Origin of the sequence: Streptomyces sp. HUAS CB01 (assembly GCF_030406905.1) — a bacterium.
GTDB lineage: Bacteria > Actinomycetota > Actinomycetes > Streptomycetales > Streptomycetaceae > Streptomyces > Streptomyces chengbuensis.
In genome coordinates, this window is sequence record NZ_CP129137.1 from 4,505,933 (window position 1) to 4,518,926 (window position 12,994).

A 12,994-nucleotide genomic window follows, 5' to 3' on the forward strand; every position below is an offset into this window, starting at 1 on the left:
TGCGCGCGATTCCCTCGGACAAGGTTGTCCTTCATCTGGGAGCCCTTTCCAGGCTCACGAGCCCGTTGCCTTACCCGCCGGCTGACGCGCACCATCGATGTCCGGCAGCGGCATCGAGGAAACCAGCTTTACCTCGTGCGCAGCGCAGACGGCACGACGTCCCGTCGACCCAGTCCCACCCAATGAAGGTGCCCGGCATCTGTACTCGTCGGGCAGCCGGAGCAGGACTTGGGATGGCCGCCCACTCAGCCAGCGTGGTGGGCTTCCTGAGGCTCCTTGCTCCGGATTTTTCATTTTTGGGAGGAATGGCATGAAGCAAAGGCGGCCGTGATCGTGGGCGCTGCTGTCGTTGTGGCCGCATCACTGCTTGCGGGGTCTGCGTCAGCGGCCACCGCCCCGGGCTGGCGCGACTTCTCCGGACCGGCGGACGGGTACGGCGACCTTGTTGTCATCAACCCCGACAGCAGCGCTTCCTTTTTCTGGGGATCGGGCTCCGGTGGCCTACGCACCCATCCTGTCTACTCGGGTGAAGGAGTCGGATTCAACCACTTCGTACCCTTCAGCGACCTCACCGGGGACGGGTGCAACGATCTCCTCAGCCGCCGGCAGAACGGCGACCTGTACCGGGAGGAGACTCTCTGCTCTCCCGGTATGGGCGGCCAGTTCGAGACGAGCCGGCGCCTGGGCACCGGCTGGAACCAGTTCAACGTCCTGACCTCACCGGGGGACATGACTGGTGACGGCCGCGCCGATCTGGTCGCCCGCCAGGCCGTTACCGGTGACATGTACCTGTATGCGAACGACGGGGCGGGCACCCTCAAGGCGAAGGGCCGCATCGGTACCAACTGGAAGATTTACCGCGCCGTGTTGGGAGCCGGCGACATCAACGGGGACGGCATCGGTGATGTTCTCGCGGTCGACCGGGACAACTCGCTGTGGCGATACGACGGAACAGCCGCCGGAACGCTCAAGCCTCGCGCACTGGTGTTCAGCAACCAATGGGCCACCGGCCGCAACGCGTTCGTGGGCGTTGGCGACATTACCGGAGACGCACAACCTGATCTGATTTCCCGGAACGCGCAGGGGCAGTTGTTGCGCAATACCGGGACAGGCACCGGCACGTTCCGCTCCACCGTCAAGATCGCCACCGCTGGCTGGGACCGCTTCAAAGGACTCTTCTGACCAAAGTCCGTCGTGCGGGGCAACGACATCGGGTACCTGCTGCCTCAGGGCGAGGTCCTGCACTACGGGCCTGCCAACACGTGAGTCCTGGCCGGGCGCGGGTGATCGTCGGAGCCTGGTGCCAGCATGGCGCGCCATGGACGTGGAGGAGTTCTGGAGCCTCATCGGGTCGGCGCGTAGGGACGACCGGCCGTTCGCCGAGGCGTTGACGGAACGGCCGGCAGCGACGTCGGCGGAGCAGATCCTGGCGTTTCAGGAGCGGTTCGATGCCCTTGACGGCGCTGTGTGCCGACGCTGGGACGTCTGGGCAGCGGCGTACCTCCCAGGCAGTGGATGCTCCGATGACGGCTTCATGGACTTCCGCGCCGGGCTGATCGCACTCGGTCGTGCTTGGTACGAGAGGGCGATCAGCTCGACGGGCAGTCTCGCCGACCACCCGGACGTGAGGGCCGGCGTGGGGAAGTACGGCCAGGGCGTGACTGAGGAAGCGGAAAAGTGCGCACGGCGTGCGGGTTCTCACTCCGTGCGTAGTCCGTCCGGGCGGGTCATGCGCCACAGCGGCGGCAGGCTGAGGAGCGTTACCAGCAGGATGAGGCCGGCGCCGACTCCGATGATGGGCAGGAACGCCCACCAGTCGGTGACCTGTTTGTCGACCATGTTCAGCAGTGTGAGGCCGAGGCCGATGCCCGTGGTGACCGCCAGGGCGAGTCCCATCACGACGGGGATGGCCGTCTGCCAAAGGACGGACCAGCTCAGGGTGGTGCGCCGGGTGCCGAAGGCGACGAGGACCGACAGCAGCTGTTTGCGTTCTCGCAGTTGTTGCAGGGTGGAGACGAGCATGGATGCGGCGACCACCAGCATCGTCACGGCGGCACCGACGAATACCCCGGTGAGGACGCTTGAGTACCGACTGTCCCGTTCGAAGTTCTGCATTGTCTGGACATCGGTGACGGGGTCGATGGCGGCTGCGGTGTTGCGGGCGTACTCGGCCGCGTCCGGGACCTTCGGGTCGAGCCTGATCATCGCCGTGGTCGTGGCATCGTGCAGTTTCGACACGTCGATGGCGGACGGCGTGGCCAGGATGCCGTCGAGGGGCAGCCGCCCCATCGGGTGGCTTCGGGTCTGCGCGGTCCTGGCCGAGGCGGGGATGCGCCACAGTTCAGGTTCGGCCTTCTTCACCGTTCCGCTCGGCGTGCTCTCCTGCAGGCTGAGGTCGACCTGAGCGCCGGGCTGCGCCGGATCCTCGTCCTTCGGCCGCAGCTTGCCGTTCTTGGTGGCGATGAAGACGTCGCCGTCCTTGCAGGAGGGCAGCTTCGCCAGCTCCCGCAGCGACGGACAGTCGCCCACGGTGAGCCCGGTGACGGGGACCCAGCGCTCGCCGGACCGCTGCGGGCCGGGTCGTTCGGCGTAGGTCTCGATGATGCCGATCACACCGGAGACGCCCTTGGTCGCCGAGTACTTCTCGATGATCTCGCGGCCCGAGGTGGCGTCCGCGCCGGGTGCGGACGTGAACAGCTGGGCGCGGGCGGTGTCCATGCCGGTCGGCTTCATGAAGTCGCTCTGCATGGAGGCGACAAGCATCTGCAGGGCGATGCCGCCGGCTGCGGCGACCATGATGCCGGTCACGGCGCGGGCCGCAGTGCCGCTGCTCAGCTGGAGCCGACGCACGGCCAGTTGCCAGGAGACCGGGCCGCCGTGCAGCCGGCCGACCACGGCTTCCACCAGCCACGGCAGCAGGGCGGTGATTCCGATCAGCACCAGCAGCGCGCCGCCGGAGATCTGGTAGGTGGCGATGTCGGTGTCGTCGTTCATGCCGACCTGGCCCGCCTGGGGCAGCAGCAGGGCGAGTCCCGCGACCGGCAGCAGCACGCGCCACCAGAGCCGGCGCCGCCGTGGCGCCGTGTTCCGTACGACGCCGAGCGGCTCGATCGCCACACCGCGCAGGGTGAACAGGGTGACCGCGATCGCGCAGACCGGTACGGAGACGATGATCAGCGCCGTCAGCGCCGGGTTCGGCGCGACGTCGGAGGGGAAGGCGTTGATGTCCCAGATCGTCACCGAGCCGAGGAACTGCCGTACCAGCATGAAGGTGCCGGCGCCCGCGGCCAGTCCGAAGAGCGCCTCGCAGAAGGACTCACCGGCCGCGATCCGCCGTGTCATCGCCCGGTCTGAGCCGACCAGACGCAGCGCGGCCAGCCGTCGGTCGCGCTGCTCGCTGCCGAAGCGCGCGGCGGTGGCGATGAACACGGCCACCGGCAGGAGCAGGACCACACACGCCATCACGACGATGAGGAGAAGCCCCGCGTCCATCGGGACACGGCTGTCGGAGCCCCCATCGAAGCGGTCGGAACGCTCGACGGCAGAGGCTTTGAGCGTGTTGCTGCCCGCGTAGTAGAAGAGTTCGCCGGGGCCGACCAGACCCTGGTCCCCGATGGTGGCGGTGATCCGGTACGGCAGGCGGTCCTTCAGCAACGCCCCTTCGGGGGAGACGAGGAGATCCGCGAGTGCCGGGGAGACGGCCATCTCGCCGGGCCCCGGCAACTTCGTCAGCCCGGGTGGTGCGGGGGCGCGCCCGCCGTCGGGACGGACCACCATGCCCTTGACCGTGTCCCCGCGGTAGAGAGTGCTGGTCTCCGCGTAGAGGAAGGAGCGCTCGGAGGGCTTCACCTCCGGATGAACGACCGGGAAGGCGGTACGGCCCGCCACGCGGTCGTCGCGGCTGTCCAGCAGGTGGGGCACCGAGGCAGCGGCCAGCAGCAGGCAGACGCCCAGGCCGACGCCGATGGCGGTGAGGCTCGTGCGGGTCCAGCCGCGGCGGCCGCCGGTGACGGCGAAGCGGGCGCCCAGGGCGAGGTCACGGACCCAGGTACGGACTCGGCTCACACCACACCTGCTACGTCGCGCACCTTGCCGTCGCGGACGACTATCTCGCGGTCGGAGTACGCCGCGACCCGGGCTTCGTGGGTCACCAGGACGACCGCGGCACCGGTGTCCCTGGCGGCGCCCGTGAGCAGTTGCATCACGCGCTCGCCGTTGAGCGAGTCCAGAGCGCCGGTCGGCTCGTCGGCGAAGAGCACCCGCGGGCCGGTGACGAGGGAGCGGGCGACGGCGACGCGCTGGCCCTGGCCGCCGGAGACCTCGCCGGGACGCTTGTGCCCAACCTCGGCGACCTCCAGACGCTCCATCCACTCCAGAGCCAGACGCTCGGCTTCCTTGCGCTTGACGCCGTTCAGTCGCAGGGGCAGAGCGACGTTCTCGAGGCAGGTCAGCTCCGGTACGAGCTGGCCGAACTGGAAGACGAAGCCGAAGTCGCCGCGGCGCAGGGCGCTGCGTTCCGCGTCCCTCATCGCCGACAGCTCACGGCCGTCGTAGGTGATGGTCCCCGAGTCGGGGGTGACGATTCCGGCGAGGCAGTGCAGCAGGGTCGACTTGCCGGACCCGGAAGGGCCCATGACGGCGACGATCTCGCCGGCGTCGACCGCGAACACGGCGCCGTCGAGGGCGGCGGTGGGCCCGTACGTCTTGTGCAGTGCGGTCGCGTGGAGCAGAGGCTCGCTCACCTGGCGATCTCCTTCGCCAGCTGGTCGAGCCGGGCCGCGGTCAGTTCCAGCCAGCGCAGGTCCGCTTCGAGGTGGAACAGGGCGTGGTCGCAGATGAGCTGGTCGGCCAGGTCACCGCCCTGCTTGCGGCGGGTGAGCTCACGCATCAGCCGCAGGTGCTCCGCGCGCTGGGTGTCGAGGAGTTCGGCGGCGCTGCGGCCGGTGAGGAGGGCGAGGACGACCTTGGTGTACAGGGTCGACTGAAGATACGGTTCCGGCTTCTCGGGCTGCGCCAGCCACTGTGATACGTCGGTGATGCCGGCTTCGGTGATGGCGTACCGCTTGCGCTCAGGCCCGCCGCCGGCCTCTACGGCGTCGACCTCGACAAGGCCGTTCTTCAGCAGCCGTGACATCGTCGCGTAGACCTGGCCGTAGGCGAGAGGCCGGTCATGACCGAATTTCTCGTCGAAGGCGCGCTTGAGGTCATAGCCGTGACGTGGGCCGGACTCAAGCAGCCCGAGCAGTGTGTGACCGATGGACATGGCGAGCACTATACATGCGGTGTATATACGGCATGCACAGTCGATCTCCCGCGAGCAGGGGGTCGCTCCGCAGGTGGGAGCCTCGGTGACGTGCTTGTCGGGTGGTTGCGTCGACCGGCTCGCCGCCCGACCGCGGTGAAGTGCGCCGCGGATGGCCTCGACGGAGTGCGGGGAACGCGGGTGTCGAACCTCGCGTGGCTCCTGATCTGGATGTTCGCGACTGATGTCCGGTTCGGGTTGCTAGTCGTTGAGTGTATACATCGCATGTATACGTTCTGTGTATAGTCGTCTCTGTGCGCCCGCCCGATCGGTTCCCGGCACCCGCCGTACCCCGTGGCGCGCCCACATCGACAGGACCAGCCCGCTCTATGGGGGAAGCGCCACCATGCCCGAAATACCCGGAACCACGACCACCACCAGGCCCACCAGGACAGGCCGGACCCGGCCCAGGGTCGCCTCCGCAGTCGCCGCGATGTCCCTCGCCGCGCTCGCCCTCACCGGCTGCGCGACGGACCGCGTCTCGCCCTCCGAGGCCCGCGCGGACGCGCTGGAGAACCCCGCAGCCTCGACCGGAGGCGACGGGAAGGCGGCGAAGGCGGGTTCTGCCGGACGCAACGCGGCCGGCGCGAAGGTGCCGGTCGACTGCGAGAAGACCAAGTGCATCGCTCTGACCTTCGACGGCGGCCCCGGGAAGGCCACACCTGCACTCCTCGACATCCTCAAGAAGGAGAAGGTCCACGCCACCTTCTTCCTGCTCGGCAAGAACCATGTGCTCAAGTACCCGGAGACCGTCCGCCGCCTCGCCGCCGAGGGCCACGAGGTCGCCAACCACACCTGGACCCACGAACGGCTCGACACGCTCGACAAGGACGCCATACGCGAGGAACTGGGCCGTACTCAGGACGCCATCGCCGAACTCACCGGCAGGAAGCCGACCCTGATGCGCCCGCCCCAGGGCCGCACCAACGACGACGTCACGGCCGTCAGCAAGGAGCTCGGACTCTCCCAGGTGCTGTGGAGCACCACCGCGAAGGACTTCTCCACCACGGACTCAGCCCTGATCGCCGAGCGCACCCTCGACCAGGCGGGCCGGGACGGCATCATCCTTCTCCACGACATCTACGACGGCACCGTCCCCGCCGTGCCCGCCATCATCACCGAGCTGAAGAAGCGCGGCTACACCTTGGTCACGGTCACCGAACTCCTCCACCCGGCCCAGCCGGTTCCCGGAGCCGTGTACGACCAGTGAAGCCAACAGCCGTGCGGTGCCCGTCGACCGCGGACTCAGGGCGCGACGCCGGCCAGCCCTCCGCCACCGGTGGCGATGCCGCCGCTGGGCCGGGGCGTGGAGAAGGGGGGCGTGGTCGGCCGGCACGTCGTCCCGGGTGGAGGGAGCGTGCCGTCGACGAAGTAGCGGCTTTCGTGCTCCTGTACGCAACTGCTGCGGTTGACCAGCGCGGTGTGCCCGTACCCGTCATGGGTGAGCAGACGGGCGTTCGCCAGTTCTCGGGCCATGGCCTGCGCGTTCGCGTACGGGGTGGAGGGGTCGTAGATGGTGCCGACCACCAGGACGGGATGGGCCGTCGGCCTGTTCCACGGGCCGGTGTAGCGGTCCGCTGCGACCGTCGGCCAGGTGGCACATCCCTCGGCCGCCCATGTCCAGAAGCGTCCGACGTCGCCCGCGCGGACGGCGGCGGCCTCCTCCAGCGCGTGGTAGTCCCCGGGGTCACGGGGGTTGGGGCTGTCGCCGCAGAGGACGGCGGACGCCTGCTCCTCGCCGACGTACGGATCCGGGTGCGGGACCGGCGGCGGGGGCGGCAGCGGGGCGGGCTCCGGGGCGCGGCCCTGCCACAGGTCCTGGAGCCTGCCGGCGAGGTCCGTCCAGCCGGGGTGGACGACGTAGAGGCCGTTCACGACGTCGCCCATGGTGCGGCCGTAGGTCCACGGGCCCACGGGACGTTCACGGAGCCGCTGCAGCAGCCGGCCGAACTTGTCCCGGGTCGCCTGCGGGCTCCCGGCGGAGAAGGCGCAGCGGGAGACGGTGGTGGACCCGCACAGACCGAGGAACCTGTCCAGGGTCGCGGCGGCGGTGCGGTCCGAACCCATGCGCAGGAACGTCGTGAGCCGGGCGTCGTCCGAGGCGTCGTTCGTCCAGGCCCGCGGGTCGATGTTGCTGTCGAGGGCCATGGCCCGGACCTTGCCCGGGAACAGGTTGGCGTAGGTGGCTCCGAGGATCGTCCCGTACGACATCCCGAGGTACGAGAGCTGCCGGTCGCCGACGGCATGCCGGAGCAGGTCGAGGTCGCGTGCGGTGTCGGTGGTCGACACATGGCGCAGCAGTTCGGGGTCGCGTTGCTGACAGCGCCGGGACAGGTCCTTGTACGCGGCGATCCACTCCGCCCGCTCCCGTGCACCCACCGGGAAGCCGGCCGGCTTCCCGGCGGCCCAGGCGTCCGCCTCCTCGCGACTGCCGAAGCAGTTCACCGCGGTGCTGCTCCCGATACCGCGGGGGTCCCAGCTGACGATGTCGAACCGTTCCCGCACCTCCTGCGGGAACGACTCGTAGTTCTGCGGCATCTGGACCGTCCCGGGCCCTCCGGGGCCTCCGGGGTTGAAGAACAGGGTGCCGATGCGGCGTCCGGGGTCGGTCGCCTTCCGCCTGATGACGGCCAGTTCGATCGTGCGGCCACGGGGATTCGCGTGGTCGAGCGGCACGTTCGCCGTCGCGCAGTCGAACGGACTGCCCGGGACACAGGGGGTCCAGTCCAGCTTCGGGGCGGGCGCCGCCCGAGGGGGCGTGTCACCGCCGGCCGGGGCGATGTCCGGCCCGATGAACAGCGTCGAGCAGAACAGCGTTGCGGCGAGGGCCGCCGCATGATGCCGGCGGCCCGCCACGTGCCCGGGTATGTGCATGCTCCGCCCTTCCTCGCTCACGGCTGAGTACCCGAAGCCGCCCAGGTCCTGGACGTCGGTACACGACCGCCTCCACACCATCGCGGCCGGACGGGGCACGCCAGCGGACCGCGGCTGAATGGCCGAGCCGCCGGATCGCGGTGGCCCGGCCACGGGACCGGGCCGGGGCCGGGCCGTCGATCCGTCCTCGATCGCACGGCCGGCTGGTCTGCGAGGTCGGGGTCCCTTTCACCGACGGCAGGGGCCAGGCGAGGGGGCCAGGCGAGGGGGCGAGGGGAGAGGGCGTGGGGGAGGGGAGGGCGAGTGGTGCGAGGGCGTGGGCCGGAAGGCACCGGCCCGGAGGGGGCCGGCGCGCCGTCGGGGCCGGGCCGGGTCAGCGCTCCCGGTGGACCTTCGTGTTCGACGCCTGGGCCCGGGGGCGGACGATCAGCAGGTCGATGTTGACGTGGGCCGGGCGGGTGACCGCCCAGGTGACGGTCTCGGCGACGTCCTCGGCGGTGAGCGGTTCGGCGACGCCCTCGTAGACCTTGGCGGCCTTCTCGGTGTCGCCCCGGAACCGCGTGGTCGCGAAGCCCTCTGTCTTGACCATGCCCGGGGCGATCTCGACGACGCGGACCGGTGTGCCGACGATCTCCAGACGAAGGGTCTCTGCGAGGACGTGCACGCCGTGCTTCGCGGCGACGTAACCCGCGCCACCCTCGTACGTGGCGTGCCCGGCCGTGGACGAGAGGATCACGACCGTGCCGTCGCCACTGGCGGTGAGCGCGGGGAGCAGCGCCTGGGTGAGGTTCAGCGTGCCGATGACGTTGACCTCGTACATCTGGCGCCAGTCGGCCGGGTCGCCGGTCGCGACGGAGTCGGCGCCGAGGGCTCCGCCCGCATTGTTGACCAGGACCTTCACGGGGCCGGAGCCTTCGAGGGAGGAAGCGAAGGCGTCAACGGCGGCGCGGTCGGTGACGTCGAGGGGATGGGCCGTGGCCGGGTGCCCGGCGTCCGTCAGTTCGGCGGCGAGGGCTTCCACCCGGTCCTTGCGACGGGCGGTGAGGACCACGTGGTAGCCGGCCGCGGCGAGACTCCGCGCGGTGGCGGCGCCGATTCCGCTGCTCGCTCCGGTGACGACGGCGATGGGCGTGGCGGTCATGACGGCTCCTCGGTCAACTGATCGTTACCAGTGGTCAGGATAGGCAGAGGCTCACCGGCCGCGCGGCGCGTACATGATCACGGCCATGCCCGCCAGGCAGATCAGGGCGCCCAGGACGTCCCAGCGGTCGGGACGGTAGCCGTCGGCCACCATGCCCCAGGCGATCGAACCCGCGACGAACACCCCGCCGTAGGCGGCGAGGACCCGTCCGAAGTCGCCCTGCGGCTGGAACGTGGCCACGAACCCGTACGCACCGAGGGCGAGGACCCCCGCGCCGATCCAGATCCAGCCCCGGTGCTCCCGCACACCCTGCCAGACCAGCCAGGCACCGCCGATCTCGAAGACGGCGGCGACGGCGAAAAGGAACACGGAGCGGGCGACGACCATGACGCCAGCCTGGCACGTCGAGGTGCGGCACCCGCGACACGGGACGGTGTGCGGTCCGCGCCGGGCCGGCGCCGCGCATCCCGCGTTCGCCGCCGAGTCCCGTGCTCAGTCCCGCGCCCACGCGATGTATCCGTCCGGGCGTACCAGGACTGCCGAGCGGTTCGCGTCGCACCAGTGGGCCCTGGCGACGGGGCCGGGCGCCGAAGGCGGCTCCGTGTCGGCTCCGTCCGGTGCCACGAGGACGAACTCGCCCCTGCGCAGCAGTTCGTAGAGCCGGCCCTCCCTGAGGGAGAGGTCGGGCGCGCGCCTGCCGGTCAGTCGGTGGGCGCCGCGCGGGGCACCGTAGGAGAGACCTGTGCCCGAGATCATGCCCATCGCCTTGTCCGCGGCGGGCCGGGCCGCATTCAGGAAGCTGGTCGCCAGGGCGCGGGTGAGGCGCTCGAGGGGTGTGTGCGCCATGGCGAGGCGCACGATCGCCCCGCTGCTGCGCACCACCTGGGCGCCCACCGGGTGGCGCTCGGAGTGGTAGGTGTCGAGGAGTCCGTCGGGGTCCGGGGCGTGGTTCCGCAGGGCGGCGACGAGCTTCCAGGACAGGTTCGCCGCGTCCTGCAGGCCGGTGTTCATCCCCTGGCCTCCGGCGGGAGAGTGCACATGCGCGGCGTCCCCGGCGAGGAAGACCCTGCCCCGGCGGTACTCGGGGACCTGGCGTTCGTCGCTGTGGAAGCGGGAGAGCCAGCGGGCGTCCCGCATGCCGTAGTCGGTGCCGAGCGCCTGGCGGGCGACCTCGCGCACCTCGTCCAGGTCTACTGGCCGGTCGTCCGGCTGCGTGCGGTCGCGCCGCCACCCCATCACCCGGTACCAGCCGTCACCGAAGGGGGCTATGAAGGCGAAGGCCCGGCCCGTGCCGTTGACGGTGAGCAGATTCTCCGGTTCCTGGTCGAGCCGCACGTCCGCGAGCAGGATCGAGCGGATGGCCGAGACCCCGGGGAAGGGCAGACCGAGCGACTGCCGCACCGAACTGCGCATCCCGTCCGTGCCGACGAGGTAGCGGGAGCGCAGTTCCGTGCCGGCACCGTGCTCGTCGCGGATCTCGGCGGTGACCGATCCGGCGTCCTGCCGCAGGCCGCGCAGCTCCGTGCCGTACCGGAAGTCGGCCCCGGCGGCGCGTGCACGGCGCTCCAGCAGCCGCTCCACCTCGTACTGCGGCGCTATCAGCAGATAGGGGAAGCGGGAAGCCAGCCGGGACAGATCGAGGGAGAGCCGGCGGAACAGTCGCAGGCCGGTGATGGGTGTACCCCTCGCCACCAGTTCGTCCGCCAGATCCCTGGCGTCGAGGAGCTCCAGCGTGCGTGCGTGCACCCCGAAGGCCCGGGTCAGATTGCTCCTCTCCGGCGGCCGGCGTTCGACCACGGTGATGCGGACACCGGCCGCCGCGAGGTCGCCCGCGAGCAGAAGCCCGGTGGGCCCCGCCCCCACGACCGTCACGTCCGTCTCCGTGGGGGCGGGGGTGGTGGTGCTCCGGTCGGCGGTCTGGTCGGTCATGACGGTGCCTCCTGTCGGCACTCGGGCGCCCGAGGGACGGCCGGGTTTCCCCTGCCGGGCCACGGGTCGGGCGCTTGAAGGTCAACGAGCGTGGGCCTACGAGTGTGGGTCAACGCATGTTGGCCAACGCTTGTAGGCAACGTTAGGTCCGGTCCGACTGGTCTGTCAACGCCCGTTGGCCTACATTTGTTGGCATGACTTCGGAGCCCTCTCCCACCGCGCGCCGCTCGGACGCCACCCGCGCCGCCATCCTCGAAGCCGCCCGTGAACGCTTCGCCGCCGACGGGTACGAGCGGGCCACGATCCGCGCCATCGCCAAGGACGCGGGGATCGACCCGTCGATGGTGATGCGGTACTACGGCAACAAGGAGGGGCTCTTCGCCGCGGCCTCCGAGATGGACCTGCGGCTTCCCGAACTGGGTGCGATGCCCGGGCAGCACATCGGCGCCGTGCTCGTGTCCCACTTCCTCGACCGGTGGGAGCACGACGAGGTGCTGACGGCGATGCTCCGGGTCGGTGTCACCAACGCCGCCGGTGCCGAGCGCATGACGGAGGTGTTCCGGGGGCAGTTGCTGCCCATCGCCGAAGGGGTGTGCCCCGTGCGCGACGAGGTGCCGCGCCGGGCCGCGCTCGCCGCCTCGCAGATCCTGGGAATGGCCCTCGCCCGCTATGTGCTCCGGATCCCGCCGGCGGTCGAGATGACCCGGGACGAGGTGATCGCGTGGCTCGCCCCGACGATCCAGCGGTATCTCACCGCGGAGAGTCCTCAGCCGTACCGGTCATGACCACGGTGACCCTCGCCGAAGCGATGACCGGGTGCACCTGACGGCCCGGCGAGTGCGGTCAGGCGACCGCGCCGCCGAACTCGCGCAGCGCGTCCTCGACGATCGTCTGCAGCCGGGCGTGGTGGGCGCCGCGCCAGTAGACCCGCTCACAGGCCGTGCACTGCGCGAACACGTCGTACGAGCGCTGCGTGCCCTGCTCCAGGTGGTGCTCCACCGCTGCCTTGTCCGTGTCGGCGAGGCGGCCGTTGCAGGCGGTGCAGCGGGTCCAGGGCTCGAGGGCGGGCGCGAAGCGCTCCAGCACGTCACGGAGCTGGTCGTCGGGGCGGTCGCTGTAGACGTACGCCCCGGCCCAGAGCTCCCGGCGGCGCAGCAGCCCCCGGTCCCGGGACAGCATCACGCGCTGCTCGCGCGCCGAGAACGCGGCGAGGGCGGCATCGCCGATGTCCTCGCTCTCGTACGCGGCGTCGACGCCCAGGAGCCGGAGCCGCCGGGCGAGGGTGCCGAGATGGACGTCGAGGAGGAACCGGAGAGGGGCGCCCGGCACCCGCTGGGGGCGCTCGACGCCCAGGACCTGGACGTGCTCGCCCTCGGCGGGGACGTACGAGGTCTCGACCCGGCTGCCGTCCACCAGCAGCCGCCCGGCCTCGGTGAGCGGGACCCCGAGCGACTCGACGACGTGCCCGAGGCTCGACGAACCGTCCGTGACGAGGGGCGTCCGTCCGTCCCGGCGCTCCGCCGGGACGAAGAGCCGCAGCTCAGGGGCGAAGCTGATGTGGATCTCCGGTCCGTTCACGCCGCCAGCATGCCATCGGGCGCACGGCCCCAGCCAGCGGTTTCCGCCGGGTCCGCGGCATGCCGCGCCACCGTGTCGGCCGCGTTCGCGCCGGAACGCCGGAACGCCGTCCGGGAACCACGTCGTCCGGAACGCCGGCCCGAGCCTCGCGGCCCGGACTCCGGCCGGAC

11 protein-coding genes and 1 pseudogene are annotated in these 12,994 nt (G+C 70.8%); 4 read left to right on the forward strand and 8 right to left on the reverse strand.

The features are described 5' to 3' along the window. Positions 1-333 precede the first annotated feature (333 nt). Both QRN89_RS19970 and QRN89_RS19975 read left to right on the forward strand, forming a co-directional pair. Positions 334-1,182, forward strand: a complete 849-nt coding sequence (locus QRN89_RS19970) for an FG-GAP repeat domain-containing protein (RefSeq protein ID WP_290350770.1) — start codon at positions 334-336, stop codon at positions 1,180-1,182. Between the two features lie 136 nt (positions 1,183-1,318). Then, positions 1,319-1,672, forward strand: a pseudogene (locus QRN89_RS19975) (DUF4240 domain-containing protein); the annotation flags it as partial. A gap of 26 nt (positions 1,673-1,698) precedes the next feature. Here QRN89_RS19975 and QRN89_RS19980 read toward each other — a convergent pair. The 3 genes from QRN89_RS19980 to QRN89_RS19990 are packed head-to-tail and all read right to left on the reverse strand — an operon-like array spanning position 1,699 to position 5,263. After that, complete coding sequence (locus QRN89_RS19980; protein WP_290350771.1) at positions 1,699-4,065, reverse strand: FtsX-like permease family protein; 2,367 nt, start codon at positions 4,063-4,065, stop codon at positions 1,699-1,701. Further along, on the reverse strand, positions 4,062-4,742 hold the full coding sequence (locus QRN89_RS19985; protein WP_290350772.1) for an ABC transporter ATP-binding protein: 681 nt from the start codon (positions 4,740-4,742) through the stop codon (positions 4,062-4,064). Before QRN89_RS19985 ends, QRN89_RS19980 begins: the two co-directional genes overlap by 4 nt. Beyond that, positions 4,739-5,263 carry a PadR family transcriptional regulator gene (locus QRN89_RS19990; protein WP_290350773.1) on the reverse strand — a complete coding sequence of 175 codons (525 nt, stop codon included), beginning with the start codon at positions 5,261-5,263 and terminating at the stop codon, positions 4,739-4,741. Before QRN89_RS19990 ends, QRN89_RS19985 begins: the two co-directional genes overlap by 4 nt. A 385-nt stretch (positions 5,264-5,648) precedes the next feature. Here QRN89_RS19990 and QRN89_RS19995 point away from each other — a divergent pair, with 385 nt between their 5' ends. After that, positions 5,649-6,512 (forward strand): polysaccharide deacetylase family protein, encoded by an 864-nt coding sequence (locus QRN89_RS19995; protein ID WP_390702521.1) that lies wholly within the window; start codon positions 5,649-5,651, stop codon positions 6,510-6,512. Positions 6,513-6,547: 35 nt separating this feature from the next. On the opposite strand, the gene QRN89_RS20000 is transcribed toward QRN89_RS19995, so the two are convergent. The 4 genes from QRN89_RS20000 to QRN89_RS20015 form a co-directional block, all read right to left on the reverse strand. After that, complete coding sequence (locus QRN89_RS20000) at positions 6,548-8,176, reverse strand: alpha/beta hydrolase (protein WP_290350774.1); 1,629 nt, start codon at positions 8,174-8,176, stop codon at positions 6,548-6,550. Between the two features lie 373 nt (positions 8,177-8,549). After that, positions 8,550-9,317 carry an SDR family NAD(P)-dependent oxidoreductase gene (locus QRN89_RS20005; protein WP_290350775.1) on the reverse strand — a complete coding sequence of 256 codons (768 nt, stop codon included), beginning with the start codon at positions 9,315-9,317 and terminating at the stop codon, positions 8,550-8,552. A 51-nt stretch (positions 9,318-9,368) separates the two neighbouring features. After that, entirely contained in the window at positions 9,369-9,704 is a 336-nt protein-coding gene (locus QRN89_RS20010; RefSeq protein WP_290350776.1) for a YnfA family protein, read from the reverse strand. 105 nt (positions 9,705-9,809) lie between these two features. Next, entirely contained in the window at positions 9,810-11,246 is a 1,437-nt protein-coding gene (locus tag QRN89_RS20015) for an FAD-dependent monooxygenase (protein ID WP_290350777.1), read from the reverse strand. A 194-nt stretch (positions 11,247-11,440) separates the two neighbouring features. Here QRN89_RS20015 and QRN89_RS20020 point away from each other — a divergent pair, with 194 nt between their 5' ends. Continuing rightward, on the forward strand, positions 11,441-12,031 hold the full coding sequence (locus QRN89_RS20020) for a TetR/AcrR family transcriptional regulator (protein WP_290350778.1): 591 nt from the start codon (positions 11,441-11,443) through the stop codon (positions 12,029-12,031). Between the two features lie 58 nt (positions 12,032-12,089). On the opposite strand, the gene QRN89_RS20025 is transcribed toward QRN89_RS20020, so the two are convergent. Next, entirely contained in the window at positions 12,090-12,824 is a 735-nt protein-coding gene (locus QRN89_RS20025) for a Mut7-C RNAse domain-containing protein (RefSeq protein ID WP_290350779.1), read from the reverse strand. Between the last annotated feature and the right edge of the window lie 170 nt (positions 12,825-12,994).

Bases quoted from the DNA above. Each gene is read 5' to 3' on its own strand.
- QRN89_RS20000 (WP_290350774.1), bottom strand. From the start codon at position 8,176: ATGCACATACCCGGGCACGTGGCGGGCCGCCGGCATCATGCGGCGGCC.
- QRN89_RS20005 (WP_290350775.1), bottom strand. From the start codon at position 9,317: ATGACCGCCACGCCCATCGCCGTCGTCACCGGAGCGAGCAGCGGAATC.
- QRN89_RS20015 (WP_290350777.1), bottom strand. From the start codon at position 11,246: ATGACCGACCAGACCGCCGACCGGAGCACCACCACCCCCGCCCCCACG.
- QRN89_RS20010 (WP_290350776.1), bottom strand. From the start codon at position 9,704: ATGGTCGTCGCCCGCTCCGTGTTCCTTTTCGCCGTCGCCGCCGTCTTC.
- QRN89_RS19995 (WP_390702521.1), top strand. From the start codon at position 5,649: ATGCCCGAAATACCCGGAACCACGACCACCACCAGGCCCACCAGGACA.
- QRN89_RS20020 (WP_290350778.1), top strand. From the start codon at position 11,441: ATGACTTCGGAGCCCTCTCCCACCGCGCGCCGCTCGGACGCCACCCGC.
- QRN89_RS19990 (WP_290350773.1), bottom strand. From the start codon at position 5,263: ATGTCCATCGGTCACACACTGCTCGGGCTGCTTGAGTCCGGCCCACGT.